Origin of the sequence: Nonomuraea corallina (assembly GCF_027620315.1) — a bacterium.
Lineage (GTDB): Bacteria > Actinomycetota > Actinomycetes > Streptosporangiales > Streptosporangiaceae > Nonomuraea > Nonomuraea corallina.
Window position 1 is genome coordinate 47437 of sequence record NZ_JAPNNL010000016.1, and the last position, 22600, is coordinate 70036.

24 protein-coding genes and 1 pseudogene are annotated in these 22600 nt (G+C 70.3%); 4 read left to right on the top strand and 21 right to left on the bottom strand.

Annotation, left to right across the window (positions count from 1 at the left end):
- The first annotated feature begins 77 nt into the window (after positions 1-77).
- The 4 genes from OUY22_RS06735 to OUY22_RS06750 are packed head-to-tail and all read left to right on the top strand — an operon-like array spanning position 78 to position 3829.
- Positions 78-2483 carry a sensor histidine kinase gene (locus OUY22_RS06735; protein WP_270153916.1) on the top strand — a complete coding sequence of 802 codons (2406 nt, stop codon included), beginning with the start codon at positions 78-80 and terminating at the stop codon, positions 2481-2483.
- Complete coding sequence (locus tag OUY22_RS06740; protein WP_270153917.1) at positions 2480-2890, top strand: roadblock/LC7 domain-containing protein; 411 nt, start codon at positions 2480-2482, stop codon at positions 2888-2890. Before OUY22_RS06735 ends, OUY22_RS06740 begins: the two co-directional genes overlap by 4 nt.
- Positions 2887-3264 (top strand): DUF742 domain-containing protein, encoded by a 378-nt coding sequence (locus OUY22_RS06745; protein WP_270153918.1) that lies wholly within the window; start codon positions 2887-2889, stop codon positions 3262-3264. The genes OUY22_RS06740 and OUY22_RS06745 overlap by 4 nt, the downstream gene beginning before the upstream one ends.
- Positions 3245-3829, top strand: coding sequence for a GTP-binding protein (locus OUY22_RS06750; protein ID WP_270153919.1), 585 nt, complete (start codon positions 3245-3247; stop codon positions 3827-3829). Before OUY22_RS06745 ends, OUY22_RS06750 begins: the two co-directional genes overlap by 20 nt.
- Positions 3830-3885: 56 nt before the next feature.
- On the opposite strand, the gene OUY22_RS06755 is transcribed toward OUY22_RS06750, so the two are convergent.
- From OUY22_RS06755 to OUY22_RS06850, 21 genes and pseudogenes are all read right to left on the bottom strand, one after another.
- The gene (locus OUY22_RS06755) at positions 3886-5505 is read right to left on the bottom strand and encodes a solute symporter family protein (protein ID WP_270153920.1); all 1620 of its coding nucleotides are present in this window, start codon (positions 5503-5505) and stop codon (positions 3886-3888) included.
- Positions 5502-5831: a DUF485 domain-containing protein gene (locus OUY22_RS06760; protein ID WP_270153921.1), complete on the bottom strand. Its 330-nt coding sequence runs from the start codon at positions 5829-5831 to the stop codon at positions 5502-5504. The genes OUY22_RS06755 and OUY22_RS06760 overlap by 4 nt, the downstream gene beginning before the upstream one ends.
- A 168-nt stretch (positions 5832-5999) precedes the next feature.
- A complete protein-coding gene (locus OUY22_RS06765) occupies positions 6000-7154 on the bottom strand; it encodes a trans-sulfuration enzyme family protein (protein ID WP_270153922.1) in 1155 nt (384 codons plus the stop codon).
- 351 nt (positions 7155-7505) lie between these two features.
- Positions 7506-8084: a hypothetical protein gene (locus tag OUY22_RS06770; RefSeq protein WP_270153923.1), complete on the bottom strand. Its 579-nt coding sequence runs from the start codon at positions 8082-8084 to the stop codon at positions 7506-7508.
- A 111-nt stretch (positions 8085-8195) separates the two neighbouring features.
- Positions 8196-8387, bottom strand: a complete 192-nt coding sequence (locus tag OUY22_RS36865) for a NucA/NucB deoxyribonuclease domain-containing protein (RefSeq protein ID WP_408638115.1) — start codon at positions 8385-8387, stop codon at positions 8196-8198.
- Positions 8344-9711 (bottom strand): DNRLRE domain-containing protein, encoded by a 1368-nt coding sequence (locus OUY22_RS06775; protein WP_270153940.1) that lies wholly within the window; start codon positions 9709-9711, stop codon positions 8344-8346. Before OUY22_RS06775 ends, OUY22_RS36865 begins: the two co-directional genes overlap by 44 nt.
- 212 nt (positions 9712-9923) lie before the next feature.
- Positions 9924-11411 (bottom strand): sodium/solute symporter, encoded by a 1488-nt coding sequence (locus tag OUY22_RS06780; RefSeq protein WP_270153924.1) that lies wholly within the window; start codon positions 11409-11411, stop codon positions 9924-9926.
- Complete coding sequence (locus tag OUY22_RS06785) at positions 11408-11788, bottom strand: hypothetical protein (RefSeq protein ID WP_270153925.1); 381 nt, start codon at positions 11786-11788, stop codon at positions 11408-11410. Before OUY22_RS06785 ends, OUY22_RS06780 begins: the two co-directional genes overlap by 4 nt.
- Before the next feature lie 54 nt (positions 11789-11842).
- Complete coding sequence (locus OUY22_RS06790) at positions 11843-12592, bottom strand: LytR/AlgR family response regulator transcription factor (protein ID WP_270153926.1); 750 nt, start codon at positions 12590-12592, stop codon at positions 11843-11845.
- Between the two features lie 33 nt (positions 12593-12625).
- Complete coding sequence (locus tag OUY22_RS06795; protein ID WP_270153927.1) at positions 12626-13804, bottom strand: sensor histidine kinase; 1179 nt, start codon at positions 13802-13804, stop codon at positions 12626-12628.
- Positions 13805-13807: 3 nt separating this feature from the next.
- Positions 13808-14221: an HIT family protein gene (locus tag OUY22_RS06800; RefSeq protein WP_270153928.1), complete on the bottom strand. Its 414-nt coding sequence runs from the start codon at positions 14219-14221 to the stop codon at positions 13808-13810.
- A 46-nt stretch (positions 14222-14267) separates the two neighbouring features.
- Positions 14268-15203, bottom strand: coding sequence for a YihY/virulence factor BrkB family protein (locus tag OUY22_RS06805; protein ID WP_270153929.1), 936 nt, complete (start codon positions 15201-15203; stop codon positions 14268-14270).
- Position 15204: 1 nt separating this feature from the next.
- Positions 15205-16083 (bottom strand): DUF3618 domain-containing protein, encoded by an 879-nt coding sequence (locus tag OUY22_RS06810; protein ID WP_270153930.1) that lies wholly within the window; start codon positions 16081-16083, stop codon positions 15205-15207.
- Positions 16080-16460, bottom strand: a complete 381-nt coding sequence (locus OUY22_RS06815) for a phage holin family protein (RefSeq protein ID WP_270153931.1) — start codon at positions 16458-16460, stop codon at positions 16080-16082. The genes OUY22_RS06810 and OUY22_RS06815 overlap by 4 nt, the downstream gene beginning before the upstream one ends.
- A gap of 151 nt (positions 16461-16611) precedes the next feature.
- Positions 16612-16776: a hypothetical protein gene (locus OUY22_RS06820; RefSeq protein ID WP_270153932.1), complete on the bottom strand. Its 165-nt coding sequence runs from the start codon at positions 16774-16776 to the stop codon at positions 16612-16614.
- Positions 16777-16829: 53 nt separating this feature from the next.
- Positions 16830-17768 carry a diacylglycerol/lipid kinase family protein gene (locus OUY22_RS06825; RefSeq protein ID WP_270153933.1) on the bottom strand — a complete coding sequence of 313 codons (939 nt, stop codon included), beginning with the start codon at positions 17766-17768 and terminating at the stop codon, positions 16830-16832.
- Between the two features lie 91 nt (positions 17769-17859).
- Positions 17860-20610, bottom strand: a complete 2751-nt coding sequence (locus OUY22_RS06830; protein ID WP_270153934.1) for an immune inhibitor A domain-containing protein — start codon at positions 20608-20610, stop codon at positions 17860-17862.
- 118 nt (positions 20611-20728) lie between these two features.
- Positions 20729-21070 carry a fumarate reductase subunit FrdD gene (frdD, locus tag OUY22_RS06835; protein ID WP_270153935.1) on the bottom strand — a complete coding sequence of 114 codons (342 nt, stop codon included), beginning with the start codon at positions 21068-21070 and terminating at the stop codon, positions 20729-20731.
- Positions 21067-21450 (bottom strand): hypothetical protein, encoded by a 384-nt coding sequence (locus tag OUY22_RS06840; protein ID WP_270153936.1) that lies wholly within the window; start codon positions 21448-21450, stop codon positions 21067-21069. The genes frdD and OUY22_RS06840 overlap by 4 nt, the downstream gene beginning before the upstream one ends.
- Positions 21447-22175, bottom strand: a complete 729-nt coding sequence (gene sdhB / locus OUY22_RS06845) for a succinate dehydrogenase iron-sulfur subunit (protein ID WP_270153937.1) — start codon at positions 22173-22175, stop codon at positions 21447-21449. Before sdhB ends, OUY22_RS06840 begins: the two co-directional genes overlap by 4 nt.
- Positions 22168-22600, bottom strand: a pseudogene (locus OUY22_RS06850) (hypothetical protein); the annotation flags it as partial. The gene sdhB and the pseudogene OUY22_RS06850, both read right to left, overlap by 8 nt.

Sequence of the window (22600 nt, forward strand, 5' to 3'; positions counted from 1 at the left end):
GGTGTCAGATTCCCTGTGTGCCTATTCCGCTGCCTTGACAAGGTGTGCTTACGCTGCTTGTCCGCCTGGTGGGCTCGATGCGCTTCCGTAACGCGAGCGTCCGCTCCAAAGTCACGGCCCTGATCGTGTCGCTCACCCTGCTGTGGGCGTTCGCCGCCTGGGTGACGCTGCGTGAGGGCGTCAACCTGCTCGGAGCGGCCACCATCGACGCCCAGCTGGTCGAGCCGAGCGAGCCGCTCCTCGTCGAGCTGCAGCGGGAGCGCCGTCAGACCGCCACCCGGCTGGGCAGCGGGGCCAGGGGCGCCGACAAGGCGCTGCGGGACCAGCGGGCGCGCACCGACGCGGCGCGGGCCGAGTTCGCGGCCTCCCTCGACAGCACCGCCCTGTCCGTGGCGGCCGACGACGCGCTGATGGATCACGTCCGGATCGTCCGGGGCGAGCTCGCCGAGCTGGACACGGCCAGGAAGTCGATCGACACCGGACGGGCCGGCTCCATGCGGGCCGCCGCCGCCCCGTACAACGACATCATCGACTCCCTCTACCGGATGTACGACTCGGTGGCGGCGTTCGACGACAAGGAGATCGCCAAGGACGGGCGGACCCTGTCGGAGATCTCCCGTTCCCGCGAGTGGCTGGCGCGCGAGGACGCGCTCCTGGCCGGCGTCTTCGCCAGGGGCGACTTCATCGGGGACGAACACCCCGAGTTCGTCTCCACCGCGGGCGTCTTCCGCCACACGCTGGCCGAGGCCATGTCCAAGCTCCCGGACGAGGACAGGAAGTCCTTCGACGCGTGGGCGAAGAGCGCGGCCGCCACCCGGATGCAGGCCATGGAGCAGCGGCTCGTCCAGCACCGGGCGGGACCGCTGCCGGTGGACGCCGAGGAGTGGCGCAAGACGGCCGAGGCGACGCTGGCCGACATGCAGCGGACCACGCTCGCGGCCGGCGACCGGCTGGCGGAGCGGATCGTCCCGGTCGCCGTGGGTGTCGTCGCCCGCCTCGCCCTGGCCGGCGGCCTCGGCCTGGTGGCCGTCATCGCCTCGATCGTGCTGTCGATCACCACGACCCGCCACCTGCTCGCCCAGCTCAGGAAGCTGCGCGACGCCGCACACGAGCTGTCCGACGAGCGGCTGCCGAAGGTGGTGGAGCGGATCGGCCACGGCGAGGTGGTGGACGTCTCCAAGGAGGTGCCCGACCTCGACTTCGGCGACGACGAGATCGGCCAGGTGGGCCAGGCGTTCAACGCCGTGCAGCACACCGCGCTCAGCGTCGCCGCCGAGCAGGCCGAGCTGCGCCGCAGCATCCGCGACATCCTGCTCAGCCTGGCCCGCAGGACGCAGGGCCTGGTGCACCGGCAGCTCACCGTGCTGGACGTGATGGAGCGCCGCGAGACCGACCCGGAGGAGCTGAAGGAGCTGTTCCGGCTGGACCACCTGGCCATCCGCATGCGCCGCAACGCCGAGAACCTCATCGTGCTGTCCGGCTCCTCCCCCGCCCGCACGTGGCGGCGCTCGGTGCCGATGCTGGACGTGGTGCGCGGCGCGCTGGCCGAGGTGGAGGACTACACGCGGGTGACGATCATGCCGCTGGGTGACGTGGTGCTGGTCGGCCGCGCCGTCGGCGACGTCATCCACCTGCTGGCCGAGCTGATCGAGAACGCCGCCTCGTTCTCCCCGCCGTACACCTCGGTGCAGGTCAGCGGGCAGCTCGTGGCCAACGGGTACGTGATCGAGATCGAGGACCGCGGCCTCGGCATGAAGCCGGAGGACCTGGCCGCCGCCAACGCGCGCATCGCCGACCCGCCCGAGTTCCGCATCACCGGCACCGCCCGCCTGGGCCTGTACGTGGTCAGCCAGCTCGCCAGGCGGCACGACATCCAGGTCCGGCTCAAGGCCTCCCCGTACGGGGGGACGACCGTCGTGGTGCTGCTCCCGCAGGACCTCGTCGAGGTCGGCACCGATCCGCTGCCGCACCAGGGCGAGGCGCCGCCGGTGCTGCCGCGCAGGGCGGTCGCGGTGGCCGAGCGCGCGCCGGCGGCGCACAACGTCCGCCAGCTCAAGGTCGCCTCCGAGCCCTCCCGGCAGCAGCCCCTGCCCCGCCCCTTCCAGGACGAGCCCTTCGAGTCCCCGAAGCAGCCCCCCAGCCGGCCCCCGAACCAGCCCCCGAACCAGCCCCCGACCCGGGACCCGAACCATCAGCCGGCTCCGCGCGCCGTGCCGGCGCCGACCGGCGAGTCCGAGGAGACCGTGGAGCCGAAGAAGACCGAATTCACCCCCGGCGGCCTGCCCCTGCGAGTCCCGCAGGCCAACCTGGCCCCTGCCCTGCGCGAGGAAGGCCCGGGCACGCCGGACGACACCGAGGAGGACGATGACATCCGTTCGCCGGAGGAGATCCGCGCGATGATGGGATCCCTGCAGTCGGGCACCCGCCTGGGCAGGTCCGAAGCCGCCAAGATGATGGGCGAACAGCCGGGGGGTGACACGTGACCCCCAGCGCGGGCACCGACCTCAACTGGCTGCTCGACGACCTGGTCGGGCGAATCGGCGACGTGGAGCACGCCATCGTGCTGTCGTCCGACGGGCTGCTGATGGCCTCGTCCGCCGGGCTGGTGCGCACCGACGGCGAGCACCTGTCGGCGGTGGCCTCCGGGCTGCAGAGCCTGGCCAAAGGCGTCTCCGAGCACGTGAAGGGCGGCGCCGTCAAACAGACGGTGGTGGAGTGGAAGTCGCAGTTCCTCATCGTCACCACGGCCGGCGAGCGGGCCTGCCTGGCGGTGCTCTGCGGGCAGCAGGCCGACATCGGGCTCGTCGCCTACGAGATGGCCATGATGGTCGCCCGGGTCGGCCAGTACCTCACCTCGGGCGCGCGGTCAGAGGCGGGGAGCGAACGGTGAACACCACCGACGGCCCCACGGACGAACACTGGATCGATCCCGAGATCATCCGCCCGTACGTGGTGACGCGCGGCCGGACCGCGCCCACCCGGGGCAGGTTCGACCTCATCTCGATGGCGCTCGCGATCGGCCCGCCGCCGGGCCCGGACGCGGGGCTGGATCCCGAGCACCTGTCGATCCTGCGGCTCTGCCGCGAGCCCAAATCCGTGGCGGAGATCGCCGCCCATCTGAACCTGCCCGCGGGCACCATCCGCGTGCTGCTCGGCGACCTGTTCGACAGGGAGCTCGTCTCGGCTCAGGAACCGCAATCCGAGGTGGACATGCGTGACGTGAAGATGTACAGGGCGGTGCTCGATGGCCTTCGATCGCTCTGAGCGGCCTCGCCTCCCGCGAGCCATCAAGATCCTCGTCGCCGGCGGCTTCGGCGCGGGCAAGACCACCCTGGTCGGCGCGGTGTCCGAGACCCGGCCGCTGCGCACCGAGGAGGTCCTCACCGACCGCAGCGTCGGCGTGGACGACCTGTCCAACGTCGAGGCCAAGCGGACCACGACCGTGGCGATGGACTTCGGGCGCATCACGCTCAACGACGAGTACGTGCTCTACCTGTTCGGCACGCCCGGACAGGAACGGTTCTGGTTCGTCTGGGACGAGCTGGCGGAGGGGGCGCTGGGCGCGGTCATCCTGGCCGACACCCGGCGGCTGGCCGACTGCTTCCCCTCGGTCGACTACTTCGAGCGGCGCGGCACGCCGTTCGTGGTCGCGGTCAACTGCTTCGAGGGGGCGCCCTCGTACGAGCTGGCCGAGGTGCGGCTGGCGCTGCAGCTCAACCCGGAGATCCCGATCGTCATGTGCGACGCGCGCAAGCGCGACTCCAGCCGCGAGGTGCTGATCACCCTGGTCAAGCACTCGGCCCGGCTGCGGGCCGAGCCGGTGGGCTGACGCGTACGGCGGGCCCGGAGCGCCGGGCCCGCCGTGCGGGTTCAGGGTTTCGGCCTTCAGTGCTTGGCGGCCTTCTCCGCGCCGACGCCGGTGAGCGAGCGGACCTCGATCTCGGCGTACTTGGCGGCGTTGTACTCCTTGCTCATGATCGTGCCGAGGTAGCCGCACAGGAAGCCGAACGGGATCGAGACGATGCCCGGGTTGCTGAGCGGGAACCACGCGAAGTCGAGGTCCTTGAACAGGGACGTCGCGCTGCCGGAGACGACCGGCGAGAAGACGACCAGCAGCAGGGCGGACAGCAGGCCGCCGTAGATGGCGCTGACCGCGCCCGAGGTGTTGAACCTCCGCCAGAACAGGCTGTAGAGGATCGCCGGCAGGTTGCCCGAGGCGGCCACGGCGAAGGCCAGGGCCACCAGGAAGGCGACGTTCTGGCTCTGCGCGAGGATGCTCAGGCCGATCGCGATCGCTCCGATGACCAGCGCGGAGATCCGCGCCACCACGACCTCCTGCCGCTCGCTGGCCTGGCCGCGCCGGAAGACGTGCGCGTACAGGTCGTGCGCGAAGCTGGAGGAGGAGGCGAGTGTCAGGCCCGCCACCACCGCGAGGATCGTGGCGAAGGCGACGGCGCCGATGAAGGCCAGCAGGACCGTGCCGCCCACCGAGCCGAAGATCTCCTCACCGATCCGCAGGGCGAGCAGCGGCGCCGCCGTGTTGCCGCCCGGGTCCTGGGCGACGATCTCCTCCCGGCCGACGATGGCGCCGGCGCCGAAGCCGAGCACGAGCGTCAGCAGGTAGAAGGTGCCGATGATGCCGATGCCCCAGATCACGGACTTGCGGGCGTCCTTGGCGGTCGGGACGGTGTAGAAGCGGATGAGGATGTGCGGCAGGCCGGCGGTGCCGAGCACCAGCGCGAGGCCGAGGCTGATCAGGTCGATCTTGCCGGCCAGGCCCTGCGCCTCGGTGCCGTACTTCAGGCCGGGGATGAGGTACTGGCCGGGGTTGCCCGCGGGGCCGCTGGTCGCGGCCGCCTGGCCGAGCAGCGCCGACAGGTTGAAGCCGAACTGGGCGAGCACCAACACCGTCACCAGGCCCGCGCCGGTCATGAGCAGCACGGCCTTGACGATCTGGACCCAGGTGGTGCCCTTCATGCCGCCGAAGACCACGTACACGATCATGAGGGCGCCGACGGCGATGATCGTCCAGGCCTTGCCCGCCGGGGAGGTGACGCCGAGCAGCAGGCCGACCAGGGCGCCGGCGCCGACCATCTGGGCCAGCAGGTAGAAGATGCTCACCACGATGGTGGAGGTGCCCGCGGCGGTACGGACCGGGCGCGGGCTCATCCGGAAGGCGAGCACGTCGGCCATGGTGAACTTGCCGGAGTTCCGCATCAGCTCGGCCACCAGCAGCAGCGCCACCAGCCACGCCACCAGGAAGCCGATCGAGTACAGGAAGCCGTCGTAGCCGGACAGCGCGATGATGCCCGCGATGCCCAGGAAGGAGGCGGCGGACATGTAGTCGCCGCCGATGGCCAGGCCGTTCTGCACCCCGCTGAAGGACCGGCCGCCGGCGTAGTAGTCGGCGGCCGTCTTGGTCTGGCGGCTGGCCCAGACCGTGATGCCGAGGGTGGCCGCGACGAAGGCCAGGAAGAGGATCGTGGACAGGGTGGTCGAGCTCACGGGGTCTTCTCCTCCACCTCGTGCCGCAGCTTGTCGGCGATCGGGTCGAGCTTCTTGTCGGCGTGGCGGGAGTAGGCCCACGCGATCCAGAAGGTGGACACGAACTGGAGCAGACCCAGGACCAGCCCGACGTTGATGTCACCGATCAGCTTGATCCCCATGAAGTCGCGCGCCCAGCCGGACAGCACCACGTACAGGAGGTACCAGGCCAGGAACGCCACCGTCATCGGGAACGTCCACCGCCGGAAACGCCGCTTCAGCTCTTGGAACTCACTGCTCTGTTGCACCTCTTCATAGACGGACGCGTCATGTTCTCTAGTGGTCACGAGACCTCCACTGTGATGCGGATCACGCACACGGTAAGAGCGGTACGTACCCGCCGTGGAGTGCTCATGCGGCGCGCATCGCCGAGCCGCCGACGAGCGGCGTTCAGCTGGAGGGCCGTTGCGGTGAATGGTCAATCCAGCGCGACGAACGGTAGATCGACCGCCGGGTCAGGCCACCCGGGCGAGCGCGCCGGCGAGGTCCTCGATCAGCGTCGCGGCCGGTTCGAGGCCGACCGACAGGCGCACCAGCCCCACCGGGACGCCCATGGTCGCCCGCACGCTCTCCTCGACGGACAGCGCGGGCGCGTTGACCAGGCTCTCGAACCCGCCCCAGGACACGCCGACGCGGAAGTGACGCAGCTCGTCCACGACGGCCGCGACCTCCTCGCGCGACTCGGTGTCCAGCTCGAAGCTGAACAGGCTGGAGAAGCCCGACATCTGGCCCTTCGCCACCCGGTGACCGGGATGCGAGGGCAGCCCCGGGTGATTGACCCGCCGGACCGCCGGGTGGCCCTCCAGGAACGCCGCCACCGCCAGGCCCCGCTCCTGGTGGGCGGCCATCCGCACCGGCAGCGTGCGCAGCCCTCTGATGACCTTGGCCGCGTCGTGCGGCGACATGGCGGCCCCGTAGAGTTGGTACTCGGTCAGGGCCAGCGGCCTGATCAGCCGCGAGGGGCCCGCGACGACCCCGCCCACCAGGTCGCTGTGGCCGCCCGCGTACTTCGACAGCGAGTGCACGACCAGGTCCACGCCCATGGTCAGCGGCTTCTGGAAGATCGGGGTGGACCAGGTGTTGTCCATCACGGTGACCAGGCCGCGCCCGGCCGCCCAGCGGGCGACGGCGGGGATGTCGAAGATCTCGTACCGCATGTACGAGGGAGACTCGAAATAGAGCAGGCGGGTGTTCTCCTTGACAGCGCTGTCACACGCGCCGAGATCGGCCACATGCGTGTGCGTCACGCCGAACTTCTCCAGATAACGCAGGAACTGGGTGGTCGGCCCGTACACCGCGCCCAGCACCAGCACGTGATCGCCCGCCGACACCAGCGAGGAGATCGTCGCGGAGATCGCGCCCATGCCGGAGGCGAAGCACTTGGCCCGCTCGGCCCGCTCCAGCGCGGCCAGCTTGCGCTGCGCCAGGTCGACGGTGGGGTTGGTGCCGCGCCAGTAGACGTACCGCTCGTCCTCGTTCCTGATCGCCTCGCCCAGCTCGGCCATGCCGGCGAAGGTGAACAGGGAGTTCTCGAAGATCGGCGGGTTCACCGCGCCGAGGGCCCACGGCTCGTCCTCGCCGAGACGGCCGCAGATCCATGCATCGTCCATGAGGGGACACTATGACGACCCGCGCGACCGGCATCCTCCAGACGCTCCACGAACGTGGACTTCGAGGACCTCGCGCCAGCCGACGTGTTCAGCCCCGGCATCACCGTGGTCCGCTACGACGTCGGACGGCTCGCGGGTTCAGTGTGGCCTTGTACGGGACAGGGCGCGTGTCAGCTCCAGCAGAAACACCTCTTGGGTGAGGGCCTGGCCTGGGGCGGGTTCTACGTGCTCGCCGTCGGTGTCGTTCATCGCCCTGTCTCTGCCCACACGGCTTGGACGCGGGACTCCCGCACGCCTCCAGGCGATCACACAGCGCGATCGCCAAACTCGAAGTGCGCTGGACGTGAAAGCTCACATCCAGGCGTCATCCGGGATTCGGTAGAGCGCCCGGGTCTCGGTGAGCCACACCTGGTCGATGAAGCGCCCGGTTATCCGGCCGACCAGGGTGAGAAAAGCGGACAGAGATCGCTTGTCTCCAGGAAACTCCAGTCCCGCCTGGTATTCGCCGAGCACTGATCCCGGCCTGGTCTCGCCGTCATGCATGGGGCCTATCGCCTCGACGAACGCACCGTCGCAGAAATGATCCAGATCGTGGAGCCCATCGACGTCGCGGTCGTACTCCACCCGGAAGACGCTGCGCCCTCCCCTGCTGAGCACGTGTTCTTCGAGATAGCTCCCACTGATACTGAGGACGTGCGTCCAGCCGGGGCTGTGCGGGCCGATCCAGACGATCTCATGCTCAGAGTAGGGCTCGTACCAGCGCATGGCCGTGTCCAAGTCGCAGTCCAGCCGAGATTCCGGATCTGCCCTGAGTTGCAGGGCGACCTCCTCGGGGTCATCGTTCTGCACCCACAGCCCGGAAAAGCGCGTAGTGAAACCGCGCGCCGTCAGCAGACTCCATTGGTCCAAGAGGGGAAACGCGTTTCTCATTCCGCCGTTCATATCTTCCCTATTCAGCACCTCTGGCCCCACCAGGAAAGCGGCAGGGGCCGGGTGCGGCCTGACACGACCCGCACCCGGCAGCGAACGCTTACATTCCGATCAAGAGACGATCCACACCCAGAAAGGGTCTCCGGGAATGATTCGGTATTTGGTGTAGAACCTGCCGAGAGTGCCTCCATGTCTGCTGTTGTGTTTCTGAGAGAGCGCCCTCACCGAGTAATTTCCTGCCGCCTCCTTCGCACCCTGCTTAGCGGAGGCGAAGGGGTACTCGTCGCACTGAGCAGTTCTCACCGGCGTAGCCGGCGTATTCGGTGTCTGCTCCGGTGGTGGTGATGCGCGGCTGGGATGCCCACGTCAAGGTGGAGACGTCCCAGCGTTCCGTCACCTGGTAGGCGGTGATGCCGGATCCGACGAACTCGCCGCAGTCGCTGGACAGGTGGTTCCAGAGGACCAGGTCGGCGTTCTGGATCGTTGCTCCCCGGATGGGGTGGTCGTCCGGGAACTCGTCGAAGCGGATGTAGCTGCGCCAGCGGACGGCGCCGTCATTGGACTTGCCGACCAGGATCCGGTCCAGGCCGCTGTTGGCGTAGCCGTTGGGGTAGTCGGTGTTGTTGACGAAGGTGTCGTTGCCCAGGTCGGGCTCCCACCAGTCGTCGTCGAACGCGGTCAGCGTGACCGGGTAGGCGACCGCGGGGTCGGCGAGGTAGGCGGGGTCGGGCGTATAGACCAGCGCCGAGGCGCCCTCGTCCAGGGTGACTGTGGCTCGACCCACCTTGCCCGCGTCGATGTCGCTGTCGAGGTCGGTCGCGACCGCGTCGAGAAGCAGGGCCGGGGGCAGATCGGCGATCTTCTTGCCTTCGGAGAGCAGCGCCGGTTGGGCCGTGGTGTCCTTGTCGAGGGCCAGGCTCTTGGGCACTGTCGCAGGGATGCGGAAGCTGACCGGTTCGGTGCTCCGCTCCCTCAGGACGATCTCCTGCTTGAAGCCTGTCGCGGTGGCGGTGACGACCAGGTCTATCCCGTTGCCGTAGACCGAGGGGTAGGTGGCGGTGCTGCCCTTGAGGGTGGGCTTGGGCAGTTCGCCGGGGCTGCCGATGGTGGCCGAGCCCTTGCTGCCCTTGCTCTTCAGTACGAATGCGTCGTCGCCGGCCGACAGGGTCAGATCGCCCTTGACGGCCTTCGGCTTGATGACACCGTCAGTCTCGACCAACGTGGTGTCGACAGATGTGAAGCCGTCGCCCTTGGCGTTCTTGACCCGGATGGGTTGCAGATGCTGTTCCATCCGCACGGTCTTGCCGTCGGGGTTGGCGTAGTAGGTGGCGTTCTCCGAGCGCAGCGACTCGATCTCGACCGGCGGTTGTCCTTCTTCGCCTGCGCGAGCGCTTTGCTGGTGGGCGTGGCGGGTGTGTTCCGTGGCGTCGTGGAGGTGGGGGCCGGAGTGGTGGTTGGTGGTGGCGTTGGGCCCTGGGCGATCGCGGGCGCGCCCATGAGCGAGAGCGGCATGATCAGAGCCGCGACCAGGGCAGCCCGGCGGCGCGTCCGCCTGGATAAGCCGGACGCTGTTCGTGATGGGTTCACTCGTTCCTTTCGAACATATGTGGCAAAACAGAATGATCATCACAGATGTCTTGATCGCTGTAAAGATCAGATCTCAGATCCCTTCGGTAACGGAAAGGGAATTCCGCGAGCGCCGGATCGGTGAAGCCGCATCTTGGCGAATCCCCCATGCTGCGCGGAATCGGCCACACCTGCCTTGCCCACCGCCACGCCCTCGCGGGCACTGGAAGGCCATGCGGTCGCCGCGTGGTGTTATTGCCGTTTTCTATGGGATCAGGAGGAACGGGGACGCCAGTCGCCGCGGTCGAGGTCGAGGTTCTCCGGGGTGTGCAGGCGTACCATGATCGTGCCCACGCCCCTCGGCACACGGTGCTGCGTGCCGAGCGACACCACCACCATCACCAGGAACGCGATCGGCACCGTCCACGCCGCGGGCTGGGCCAGCAGCGCCCCCAGCATCCCCTCGTACGGGCCGCCGGTGATCGTGACGAGCACCGCCAGGCAGGCCAGCCCGCCGCCCGCGAACAGCCCGGCCAGCGCGCCCGTCGTGGACAGCCGCCGCCACCAGATGCCGAGCACCAGCAGCGGGCAGAACGACGAGGCGGCCACCGCGAACGCCAATCCGACCACGTCGGCCACCGGCAGCGCCCGCGCCCACAGGGCCAGGGCGAGCGGCACCGCGACCGCCATCAGGGTGGCGATCCGGAACGAGCGGACCCCGCCCTTGAGCAGGTCCTGGGCGATCACCCCGGCGACGGAGACGGTCAGCCCGGAGGAGGTGGACAGGAACGCGGCGAACGCCCCAGCGGTGACCAGCGCCGTCAGCAGGTCGCCGAGCGTGCCGCCGATCATCAGGGAGGGCAGGGTCAGCACCACGGTGTCCGTGCGGACCAGGCCGGGGGTGTAGAGCCGGCCGAGCCAGCCGTACAGGGCGGGCAGCAGGTAGAAGGCGCCGAGCAGCGACAGCACGACGAGCGTGGTGCGGCGGGCGGCCCGCCCGTCGGGGTTGGTGTAGAAGCGGACCAGCACGTGCGGCAGCCCCATCGTGCCCAGGAAGGTGGCCAGGATCAGCGAGTACGTCGAGTAGACCTCGTACTCCCTGGACCCGCCCAGCGGGGTGAGCCAGACCGCGGTGTCCTCCGGGCTCAGCGAGGGCGCCCCGTCGGCCTTCCAGGCCAGCAGCAGGAACACCACCGGCACGGCCAGCGCGGTCAGCTTCAGCCAGTACTGGAACGCCTGCACGAACGTGATGGAGCGCATGCCGCCCGACAGCACGTTGAGCACCACCACGCCGGCGACGAGCAGCCCGCCCGCCCACACCGGGGCCCCGGTGATGGTCCGCAGCACCAGGCCGGCGCTCTGGAACTGCGGCATCAGGTACAGCCAGCCGATGAGCACGACGAGCACGCTGGCGGTCCGGCGCACCACCATGGACTCCAGCCGGGCCTCGGCGAAGTCCGGCAGCGTGTACGCGCCGGAACGGCGCAGCGGCGCCGACACCAGGACCAGCAGCACCAGGTAGCCGCCGGTCCAGCCGACCGGCAGCCAGAGCATGTCGACCCCGTACGACAGGATGAGCCCGGCGACGCCCAGGAACGAGGCGGCCGACAGGTACTCGCCGCCGATCGCGGAGGCGTTCCACAGCGGGCTGACGGTGCGGGAGGCGACGTAGAAGTCGGAGGTCGTGCGGGAGACGCGGATGCCGAACGCGCCGATGAGCACGGTCGCCACCACGACGATGACGACGGCGGCCAGGCTCATGAACGGTCGACCAGGTCGGCGAAGTGGCGTTCGTTCCGCTCGGCCTGGCGCACGTAGAGCCAGGCCCCGAGGACGAAGCCCGGGTAGATCAGGCCCGCCAGCACCGCCCACGGCAGGGGCACGCCGAGCAGGTGCACCTCGGCCAGGTCGGGGATGAGCAGGAACAGCAGCGGCAGCCCGCAGACCACGCAGGCCAGCACGGTGCACACGAACATGGCCAGCCGGAACTGGGTCCGCAGCAGGGAGCGCATGTAGACCTCGCCCAGATCCGTCTGCTCGTCGATCTCCCGGGTCGCCGGGTAGCGGGGCCGGCGCGCGGCGGCGGTGCGCGGGCTGGTCACCGCGACCCGGCGGCCGGGACGGGGTTCAGGACTCACTGAGGTCTCCTGGGGGGCAGTGGCTCACTAGGATCTCCCCATCCGCCGCCCGGCTCATTCGGGCCGGTTGCGCCTGGCGCGGCGGACGAGCAGGTCGCGCAGCTCCCGGGTGTGGCGGCGGCTGACGGGGATCTCGGTGTCACCGACCCGGACGGTACACCTGCCGGAGTCGATGTGCAGCTCCACGATGTGCTTGACCGCCACCAGGTGGCTGCGGTGCACGCGGACGAACCCGGCCGCGGCCCACCGCTCCTCCAGCGTGGCCAGCGGGATGCGCACCAGGTGGCTGCCGGTGGCGGTGTGCAGGCGGGCGTAGTCGCCGTGCGCCTCCACGTAGATGACGTCGGCGCTGGACACGAACCGGGTGACGCCGCCCAGCTCGACCGGGATCGTGTCGGTCTCGCCGCCGTCCACGGGCACGTCGGCCGAGACCGCCACTCTGCGGATCGCCTCGGCCAGCCGTTCCGGGCGTACGGGTTTGAGCAGGTAGTCCTCGGCCTTGATCTCGAAGGCGTCGACGGCGTGCTCCTCGTACGCGGTCACGAACACCACCCGGGGCGGGTTGGCGAACTGGGACAGCAGCCTGCCCAGCACCACCCCGTCGAGGCCGCGCATCCTGATGTCGAGGAACACCGCGTCGATCGGCCGGCCTTCGGCGATGGCCCGGTCCAGCAGGCGCAGCGCCGCCGCGCCATCGCGCGCGGTGGCCACCTCGCCGATCCGCGGGTCGGCGCGGAGCAGGTAGGAGAGATCTTCCAGGGCCGGAAGCTCGTCGTCCACCGCGAGGACCCGAAGTAGTGCCATGTACAGTGATAAAACCGACAACAAAGATCCAGGTCAACGGGCCGAGACGCCTGGGTGATACTTCGGCAACCTGACGTTGACCTTCGTGCCCGCGCCGCGGCCCGTCTCGACGACGAGCCCGTACTCGTCCCCGTACACCTGGCGCAGCCGCTCGTCCACGTTGGCCAGCCCGACGCCGCCCGCGGGAGCGATCTCACCTGCGAGGATGCGCCGCAGCTTGTCGGGGTCCATGCCCAGCCCGTCGTCCTCGACGCTGATCCGGCACTCGGCGCCGGCGTCCTCGGCCGTGATCGCGATGCGGCCCACGCCGTCCTTGCTCTCCAGGCCGTGCCTGACCGCGTTCTCCACGAGCGGCTGCAGGCACAGGAACGGCACCGCGACCGGCAGCACCTCCGGCGCGATGCGCAGCGTCACCTGGAGCTGGTCGCCGAAGCGGGCGCGCTCCAGGATCAGGTAGCGGTCGATGGAGCGCAGCTCCTCGGCGAGCGTGGTGAACTCGCCGTGCCGGCGGAAGGAGTAGCGGGTGAAGTCGGCGAACTCCAGCAGCAGCTCCCTGGCCCGCTCCGGGTCGGTGCGGACGAACGAGGCGATCGTGGTGAGCGAGTTGTAGATGAAGTGCGGGGAGATCTGCGCGCGCAGCGCCCGCACCTCGGCCTCCATCAGCAGCGTGCGCGAGCGGTCCAGCTCGGCCAGCTCCAGCTGCGAGTCCACCCAGCCGGCCACCTCCTGGGCCGCGCGGACCAGACCGGCGGAGGCGTGCTGGCCGTAGGCGGCGAGCGTGCCGACCACCCGGTCGTCGGTGGTCAGCGGCACCACCACGGCCTGCCTGATCGGGCATTCGAGCAGGTCGCAGGAGATGCCGAGCACCTGCGTGCGGCCGTCCTTGAGCGTCGCCCTGGCGTGCTCGAACGCCTCGTCCGCGTGGTGCTCGCCGTCGCCGTCGTAGACCAGCAGCCGCTCGCCGTCGGTGATGGCCAGCGCCGGGGAGCCGAGCAGCCGGCGCAGGTGCCGCGAGGCGCGCTCGGCGCCGTCGGCGGTCAGCCCGGCGCGCAGCGGCGGCCCCGCGAGCGAGGCGGTGTGCAGCGTCTCGAACGTGGCGCGCTCGGCGGGGCTGGTGCCCAGCTCGCGCCGCCCGCGCAGGACCCGCCAGAGCACGATCGCGGGCACGGCGACGATCGCCGCCACCACCGCGATGCCCACCAGGAGCTCCACGGCTCAGCCCGCGGCGAGCGCGCCGGTGACGCGGCCGGCGTAGTCCCGCGCCTCCTCGGGGGAGTCGTACCTGGTGCGCGGCCAGAAGAAGCCGCGCAGGCCGTCCTTGGGGTTGCGCGGGACCACGTGCACGTGCAGGTGGGGGACGCTCTGGCTGACGCGGTTGTTCATCGCCACGAAGGTGCCGCCCGCGCCGAGGCCCTGCTCGACCGCGCGGGCCATGGCCCGCACCCGGTCGAAGAACGGGCCGACGTCGGCGAGGTCGGTCAGCGTCTCGACGTGCGTCCTCGGCACCACCAGGACGTGGCCCTTGAAGACCGGGCGGGAGTCGAGGAACGAGACGGCCACCTCGTCCTCGTGCACCAGGGTGGCGGACCGCTCCCCGGCGATGATCTCGCAGAACAGGTCGGTGCTCACCGGCGCACCCTACTCCACGTCACCGCCGGGGTCGTCTCCCGGCCGGTCAGCCGGGCAGCGAATCGGGCTTCGGCGGGTCCCTCGGGTCCGCGTACGGCTCCCGCTCGACGGGCTCGCCCGCGGCCACCCGGCGCTCCCGGATCAGCTCGGCGTCCAGCTCGGCGCCGAACAGCAGCGCCATGTTCGACAGCCACAGCCAGACCAGGAAGACCACGACCGTCGCCAGCGTCCCGTACGTCTTGTTGTAGGAGCCGAAGTTCGCCACGTACACGGCGAAGCCGGTCGAGACGATCAGCCACAGGACGACCGCCAGCAGCCCGCCGGGCGTCAGCCAGTGCACCCCGGGCTGCCGCACGTTCGGCGCCGCCCAGTACAGCACCAGGATCAGGCCCACCGCGATCACCGCCAGCACGGGCCATTTGGCCACGTTCCAGACGGTCACCGTGGTGTCGCCCAGGCCGAGCGCCTCCCCCGCGACGCGGGAGAGGTCACCGGTCAGGGTGACCGCGACCGCCGCGGCGGCCATGAGGAGCATCAGCATGACCGTGAGCCCGACCCGCAGCGGGGTGAGCTTGTAGAACGGGCGGCCTTCGTCGATGTCGTAGATCTGGTTGCACGCCCGGATGAAGGCCGCGATGTATCCGGACGACGACCACAGCGCGACCACCAGGCCGACGATCGCGGCCAGGCCCGGCCGGTTGGCCTCCTGGACGCCCCGCAGGCCCTGGGTCAGCAGGTCCTGAACCTCGGCGGGGGCCAGCGTGACCACGCTCCCGAAGAGCGTGCTCGCGTGCTGCTGGCCGAAGAAGCCGAGCAGCGACACGAGCACGATCAACGCCGGGAAGATGGACAGCACCGCGTAGTAGGTGAGCGAGGCGGCCAGATCCTGGACGCGGTCGTTCTTGAACTCCACGGCGGTGCGCTTGACCACCCGCCACCAGGACCTGCCCGTCAGGTCGGTGGGGTACCGGGGGATCTTCACGTCAGGCCCGGCGGCGCCACTTCGTCACCCAGGAGGACTCCTGGCGGCGCTTCCTGGACCGGCGCACGAGCACGGCGATGACGGCGCCGGCCGCCGCGACGATCAGCGCCGGCCGCATGGCGCCCTGCCGCGGCGCGGCCTCGTAGGCCTTGGCCCTGAGCTCGGTGGCCGTGCCGGACATCTCGGCCGCCTTCGCCTTCGCCGTGCCGGACACCTCGGCCGCCTTCGCCTTCGCCGTCTCCGTCACCTCGACCGCCTTGGCCTTCGCCGTCTCGGTCACCTCGGCCGCCTTCGCCTTGGCGGTGCCCGTCATCTCGCTCGCCTTCGACCTGGCCGTGTCCGTCATCTCGCTCGCTTTCACCTTGGCCGTGTCCGTCATCTCGACCGCTCTGGTCTTCGCCGTGGCCGCCACGGCGCCCGCCCGTTCCCTGGCCGCCTCGGCCGCCTCCGCCGCGCGGCTCTTGACGTCCGCCTTGTGGGCCAGCGCGCTCACGGTGTCACCGAGCTCGCGCCGGGTATCCTCGATGCTCGCCCGGACTCGTTCCTCCTCGTCGTCGCCCGAGCCCGGCTCACGCCCGTGCCGGGACCGGCCCGTACCGGACGCGGCGGTGGCGGCCGAGGACCCGCCGCGCAGCGACTCCTCCTCCACGGCCCGTGACCGGACCGCGTCCGTGCGGTCGTCGGGCTCCGGCGCCTCGGGGATGAACGTCTCGTGCGCCTCCCGGCGGGCCTCCGCCTCGTGCGCGTTCTCCGCCGCGCCCGGACGGGTGGGCGGCACGTTGATGGACTCGGGGTCCGTCGGGGTGCCCACCGTCGCCCTGCGGGACCCCACCTCGCCCGCGTGCTGGTCGTCGGAATATCCGGGGTTCGTCTCACTCATCGGTGCGCTCCCTCCTTGACCGCGTGGATGTCGGCCTTCACGCTCGCGATCGTCTGCTCGGGGACGGGCGGCGTGGCCTTCTGGACCTGCTTCTTGCCGGCCAGGCCCAGCACCGCCGCCGTGACGAGCAGCACCACGGCCACGATCGCGGCCGCCAGCCACGCCGGCATGACCAGCGCGAGAAGCAGCACGATGGCGGTCACGAGCACGGCTGCGCCGAAGAGCCCGACGATGCCCGCCACGCCGACCACGCCGGCGCCCATGCCGGCGCGTCTGCCCTTCCGCGTGATCTCCAGCTTGGCCAGCCGCAACTCGTCCCTGACGAGCCGGGAAACCTGCTCGGAAAGGTCGCTGACTAGTTTCTGGGTGTCGTTCACGGCGTCGCCTCCTCCGTCGAGGAGTGCGCCTACCCACCTGTATCGGCTTCTATCACGCGTACGCGGGCCGGTGATCAGCCACGATCGCCCGCGTCGTCCGCGCAGCGCGACGCGGCGCGACCGCTCCGGGGCCGCGCCGGGACGAGGGCTCTCAGCGCTTGGCGCCGCGCAGCAGGAGGTCGACGACCTTCACGATCGGCGACCTGGGCGTCTCGCACCAGGCGTCGGGGCGCTTCGGCCTGCTCCACGGAGAGGGAAGCTCGCACGAAGGAGCCTGCGGCTTCGGTCGCTCGCACCACGATCCGGGAGGATTCATACCTTCAGTTTACAACCGGACCCCGGGCTTGCCGGGGGCTCCGCCGACCGGGGTCAGCGGTCCTCGAAGCCGGCCGGGACCATCACGCGCACGCCGTTGGGCACCACGCGGAGCCTGATCGGGGTGCGCAGCCGCACCTCGCCGTCCACGTCGGCGGCCATCGGCGGGTCGGTCTCCAGCAGCATCTCCCTGCCGGTCACGAACGGGCCCCCGGCCAGGCTGCGCCACCGGCCGGTGGTGGCGCGGGCCAGCGTCTCGACGAGCAGCCGCAGCTTCTTGCCGGAGCCGAGCTGGTAGGCGACGAGCATGCCGTTGTCGATGCTGATGTCGCGGGCCACCTGCCAGCCGCCGTGGAAGCGGCCGTTGGCGATGTTGAGCTGGTGGGTGAGCAGCTCGTGGCGCTCCCCGTCGACCGTGATGTAGGCGCGGAACGGCCGGTGTCCGGGCAGGATCGTGAGCGCGGTCAGCGGGTAGGCGGGCCTGCCCAGCCACCGCTTCAGCCACGGCTTGACCGTGCCCGCCACCTCCACCGACACCCCGAAGCTGGCCAGGTTGGCGAACGGCCGGTCGTCGGCCATGCCGAGGTCGATGTCGGCCACCTTGCCGGTGGCGAACACCCGGATCGCGCCCGCGAGGTCGAGCGGCAGGCCGAGACTGCGGGCGAAGTTGTTGGTGGTGCCGAGCGGCAGGACGCCGAGCGCCACGTCGCGGTGCGCGACGTGGCGCACCGCCGAGGAGAGCGTGCCGTCGCCGCCGCCGACGATCAGCAGGTCGGGGCCCGTCGCCAGGGCCGTGTCGAGCAGCTCGCGCAGCCGCTTCGGGTTGTAGACGCCGATCTCGGCCAGCGGCTCGAAGCCCGTCTCGTGCAGCTGCTCGATCACCTCGAAGTAGTGGCGGCGGCCACGGCGGGAGCGAGTGTTGATCACCACTGCCACGCGGCGATCCTTCAGGATCGCCGCGGTGTGCTCGGCTTTGGTGCGCAGTTCGCTCATGGTCATCAATCGTAGGCGCACGAGCCGCTGCCTTTGGCCGCATCGGCGGGACGCGGGAGGGCCGCCGGGATGGCCCGGCGGCCCTCGATGATCACTTCTTCGGCGGGGTCACCTGGACGATGGCGCCCAGGTCGCCGGGCAGCGGCGTGACGAGCTTGATCCGCACGCCGAGCGCCTTGCCCTCGGCGCCCGGGTCGCCGGAGCCGAGGACGTGGCCGCCGCCGAGGTCGGCGCCGTAGTACTCCGTGGCGGGGGTGCCGTCCACGTTCACCACGCGGGTGCTGTACATCTGGTCGTCCTTGGACGGCACGACGGTGGAGGCGTCGAAGTCCCGGTAGTACAGGGCGCCGTCCTGGACCTCCAGGCCTGGGTACCAGGTCTTGGCGTCGGTGAACTCCTTGACGCCCTTGAGCGCCCCGACCTGCGTGCAGTACTCGCTGAACGGCTCGTCCGGCGCCTCCAGGCACTCCTTGAGCGGGTAGGTGCTCTTGAACGAGAACGCCGCGTTGGAGGTCTGGGTGCGGCCTTCCATGTTCTTGTGCCTGGTCGGGTCCTTCTGGGCCGCGACGCCGGTGCGGCGCAGCGGGTCGAAGTGGGAGTCGACGAGCAGCAGGGTGCCCTTGGAGCCGATGCTGGGCGGCGCCTCCAGGTTGTTCGCCAGCACGTTGTTGGTGTAGGTCGAGTCGCGGTACCAGACCAGCAGGCCGGGCGCGTTGTACTTGACCTTCTCCACCTTCCACGCCCCGTCGCGCGAGTACGTGGTGTCGTAGGCGTACTGCAGGCCCTTGTCGAACCCGTCGAAGTTCCGCCATTCGGCGAGGTAGAAGCGCTGGATGTCGCGCTCGCCGTTGTTGATGGTCCAGCCCTGGCCGCTGGTGTTGGTGAACGTGCCGCCGGTGGCGCGCCAGCCGTTCTCGCCGCTCTCGACGTCGTCGCTCCAGACGGCGGCGCCGTCGCTGGTGAGCTGGAAGTCGTCGACGTGCCAGCCGCGCGGTGTGAAGGCCGCGTCGGTGTTGTACACCAGCCGCAGCTTGACGGCCTGGCCGGCGAACGGGGTCAGGTTGACGTAGTCGTGCCGCCAGCCGGCGGTGTCGCCGGTGATGCCGTACTTCTTGTTGCCGAAGGTCGCGAGGTTCTTGTTCGGGTCCGGGTAGTCGTCGGGCGTGGTGATCTCGTTGCCGGCCTCGTCGAAGACCTTCTGCTGGGCCCAGGTGGCGCCGCCGTCGGTGGACACCTCGACGAAACCGTAGTCCCAGTCGGACTCGATCTCGTAGTTGTTCCACATCCAGAACCGCACGTCCGAGCCGGCGGGCACCTGGAGGTCGCGGGTCAGCGAGACGTTGGCCCATTCCTGGTCCATGCCGGACCACCAGGCGTTGCTCCCGCTGTGCGGGTCGACCATCTTGAGCGGCTCGGAGGCCAGGTTCACCCGGACGCCGTCCTGGGTGAGCTTGGGCGTGCGGGACGCCTGGCCGACGGTGACGAGGCTCTGGCGGTCACCCGGGTCGAACACCTTGGGGTTGGCCCAGCCGAGCACCCACTTGCCCCACAGGCTCATGTGGGTGGGCATCGACTGGAAGATCGGGCCGGAGTGGGAGCCGCTGGACATCAGGTCCCAGAAGTCCACCGCGGAGCTGCCCGTGCCGGAGGTGTCGTACAGGTCGGGCAGGCCGAGGTCGTGGCCGTACTCGTGGGCGAAGACGCCGACGCCGGAGTCCTCGGGCTGCACGATGTAGTTGGAGATCTTCATGTCGGTGCCGGGCACCTGGTAGCCGCCCGCGACCGCGCTGGAGTGCGCCCAGATGGCGTAGGTGCCCTCGGCGCCGCCGTCGGAGGACTTGTCCTTGCCGGCGTGGACCAGGACGAGGTGGTCGATCACGCCGTCGGGCTCGGCGAAGTCGCCGTCGCCGTCGGCGTCGGAGACGTCCTCCAGGTCGTAGTCGGCCCAGGGGAAGTCCGGCTGGGTCTGGGCGAGCACGTTGACGGCGTCGATGGCGAGCTGGCCGGCGCCGAGCGGGTTGTCCGGGTGGCCGGACATGTCCTGGGGGTCGCCGCCGCAGGCCGCGGCTCCGTACCAGGCCTCGGAGTGCGGGGCCTTGATCCAGCCGACGGCGGAGCCGGTGACGGAGTAGGCGCCCTTGGACATCTCCTCGTACATCTTCTTCAGCGTGTAGCCGGAGATGTCGATGCCGGGCTTGCCGTCGCGCGGGTCCTTGAGGTCCTTGCGGACGCGCTCGGTGATGCCCCGGTCGGTGTAGAGCATCTTGTTGAAGTGCTCGGGGCTGAAGTCCGGGACCCAGAAGGAGTTGTTGTCCTTCTGCGGCAGCTTGGCCGGGTCGGGGATCTTGTTGTGCAGGGGCCCGTTGAGGAGTGTGCCGGGCGGCTCCACGACGCAGTCGTCGGGCGGGCTGTCGACGGTCCGCAGCCTGTTGTAGCCGGAGAAGTCGTCGTTGGCGTTCTCGTTGAACTCGACCAGCAGCGTCAGCAGCTTGGCGGTCCTGGTCTGCTTGGACTTCTTGAAGATGAAGTCGGCGGGGTTGCGGCCGGTCCTGAGGGCCTCGCGCTCGCGGGCGGCGAGCACGCGGGCGGCGGCCGGGTTGCCCATGCGGTACTTCTGGTCGATCTCACGCGCCCGGGAGCGTGAGCGCTTGTCGCCGCCCGGCACGCCGGGGTCCTCGGGGGTGACCTCGTCGCGGGGCGGGGTGTAGTTGATGTAGTAGTCGGACGGTCCGGGCTGGTAACGCGCCACGGAGGACGCCTGGGCACCGGGCGCGGTGAGGACCGCGCCGAGCAGTGCCGTGACCGCCGGGATCACGACTAAGACGCGTGTCTTTGGTGACACCGAGTTCTCCTTCCGCCCGGAGCCGCCGGGCGATGGCCGGAGGGTTGCACAGCGGACGGTAGACCTCGGATAAACTGCGCGTAAAGACACGGGTGGAATTGTCACGAAACAAGGACATTCACCACAGCACCCCCGCTGCGATGACCGACCCTCCCAAAGCGGCGCCGTAACACACGACGGCGATCACCGGATCGAACCTCGCCAGGCCGAACAGTTCCTCGGCGGTGTGGCGGATCCGGTGCGCGGCGTGGAAGAGGCAGAGCGCCACCGCCGCCACCACCGCCGCCCGCACCGCCACGGGGTCGAGCAGGGCCGTCAGGCGCGCGGCGGACGGCCAGTCAAGCACGCCCACCGGCATCAGCACGCCGAACAGCAGCACGAGCACCGGCAGCAGCAGGGCCGCGACCACGCCGCCGCCGCTGAACAGCAGCCACAGGTACGCCTCCGCCCGCCGTCTCATGGCGACCGCAGCACGACGTACGCGAGGATCGCGGAGACCAGCAGCCAGGCCGAGTGGTTGCCCCCCTGGATCATCCAGGCGGGCACCCGCCAGCCGTCCAGCCGCACCACGGTGGCCTTCGGGGCCAGGTTGAGGAACGTGAGCGCGTGGAAGCCGGTCGCGGCCAGCGCCACCCCGTTGACCGCGATCATCCAGGGCTGCCGGGCGAGCGCCACGAAGCCGTCGTACCCGCCGCCCGCCAGCGCGGCGATCATCAGCAGCAGGTACGCGACCGCCCAGGCGACGAACACGCTGGTCAGCTCGCGCAGCACGAAGAGCGCGTAACGCCGGGAGCGGGTGAACCAGAGCCGGTCCCTGCGGGGGACGTAGGCCCCGGTCATCGCCGGCTCCACGGCAGCACCGAGCGGAGCGCCGCCGTCAGCTTGTAGCGCTGGATCGCCTCGGCGGGGTCGACGTGCTTGGGGCAGGCGTTCGTGCACTCGCCGACGAACGTGCAGCCCCAGACGGCGTCCTCGTGGCCGAGCACGTCGAACCGGTCGTCCATGTCGCGCGAGTCGAGGTTGTAGCGCTGCGCCAGCGCGATCGCCGCGGGGCCCAGGAAGTCCGGGTCGAGCACGTACACCGGGCAGGCCGAGTAGCAGAGCATGCAGTTGACGCACATGCTGTACTGCTTGTACGCGTCGAGCTGGGCCGGGGTCTGCGCGTACTCGGTGGTCAGCGGCGGTTCCTCGCCCTCCCTGACCAGCCACGGCCGCACCGACGACAGCTTGGCCAGGAAGTCCTCGATGTCCACCACCAGGTCCCTGATGACCGGGAACCCCTTCAGCGGCTCGACCCTGACCGGTCCCGTCCCGTACTCGGTGAGGAAGGTGCCGCAGGTCAGCCGGGGCTCGCCGTTGACGGTCATGCCGCACGACCCGCAGATGCCCATCCGGCACGACCAGCGGAACGACAGCGTGCCGTCCAGCCGGTCCTTGACGTAGGCGAGCCCGTCGAGCACCGCCCAGTCGGGCCTGAGCGGCACCTCGTACGGGACGAGCACCGGCTCCTCGTCCTGCCCGGGGCGGTACCGGGCCACTTCCAGGCGGATCGACTCCTCAGTCACGGCCGTAGACCCTTTCCCCTGGCGGCCAGCGGGTGATGGTGACGGGCAGCAGCCCCACCGAGGGGGTGCCGTCGGGGGCGCGGTGGACCAGCGAGTGCGCCAGGTAGGCGCCGTCGTCCCTGGCCGGGAAGTCGGTGCGCTGGTGGGCCCCGCGCGACTCCTGCCGGTTGAGCGCGCAGGCCACGATGGTCCGTGCCACGTCGAGCATGGCCCGCAGCTCCAGCAGGTTGATCAGCTCGGTGTTGAAGGCGGTGCTGGTGTCGTCGACGCGCGTCTCCAGCGCGCGTTCGCACAGGCCGGCGAGGGTGTCGGCGGCCTTGGCCAGCACGTCGCCGCCGCGGTAGATGCCGGCGGCGCCCTCCAGCGTGTGCTGCATCTCCTCGCGCAGGTCGGCGATGCGCTTGCCGTGCGCGCGGCCCTCGCGG

What these genes read in the sequence shown, in the direction of transcription:
- OUY22_RS06735 (WP_270153916.1), top strand. Translation starts at nt 78, where the DNA reads ATGCGCTTCCGTAACGCGAGCGTCCGCTCCAAAGTCACGGCCCTGATC.
- OUY22_RS06750 (WP_270153919.1), top strand. Translation starts at nt 3,245, where the DNA reads ATGGCCTTCGATCGCTCTGAGCGGCCTCGCCTCCCGCGAGCCATCAAG.
- OUY22_RS06765 (WP_270153922.1), bottom strand. Translation starts at nt 7,154, where the DNA reads ATGGACGATGCATGGATCTGCGGCCGTCTCGGCGAGGACGAGCCGTGG.
- OUY22_RS06770 (WP_270153923.1), bottom strand. Translation starts at nt 8,084, where the DNA reads ATGAGAAACGCGTTTCCCCTCTTGGACCAATGGAGTCTGCTGACGGCG.
- OUY22_RS06775 (WP_270153940.1), bottom strand. Translation starts at nt 9,711, where the DNA reads ATGATCATTCTGTTTTGCCACATATGTTCGAAAGGAACGAGTGAACCC.
- OUY22_RS06780 (WP_270153924.1), bottom strand. Translation starts at nt 11,411, where the DNA reads ATGAGCCTGGCCGCCGTCGTCATCGTCGTGGTGGCGACCGTGCTCATC.
- OUY22_RS06790 (WP_270153926.1), bottom strand. Translation starts at nt 12,592, where the DNA reads ATGGCACTACTTCGGGTCCTCGCGGTGGACGACGAGCTTCCGGCCCTG.
- OUY22_RS06810 (WP_270153930.1), bottom strand. Translation starts at nt 16,083, where the DNA reads ATGAGTGAGACGAACCCCGGATATTCCGACGACCAGCACGCGGGCGAG.
- OUY22_RS06820 (WP_270153932.1), bottom strand. Translation starts at nt 16,776, where the DNA reads ATGAATCCTCCCGGATCGTGGTGCGAGCGACCGAAGCCGCAGGCTCCT.
- OUY22_RS06825 (WP_270153933.1), bottom strand. Translation starts at nt 17,768, where the DNA reads ATGAGCGAACTGCGCACCAAAGCCGAGCACACCGCGGCGATCCTGAAG.
- frdD (WP_270153935.1), bottom strand. Translation starts at nt 21,070, where the DNA reads ATGAGACGGCGGGCGGAGGCGTACCTGTGGCTGCTGTTCAGCGGCGGC.
- OUY22_RS06840 (WP_270153936.1), bottom strand. Translation starts at nt 21,450, where the DNA reads ATGACCGGGGCCTACGTCCCCCGCAGGGACCGGCTCTGGTTCACCCGC.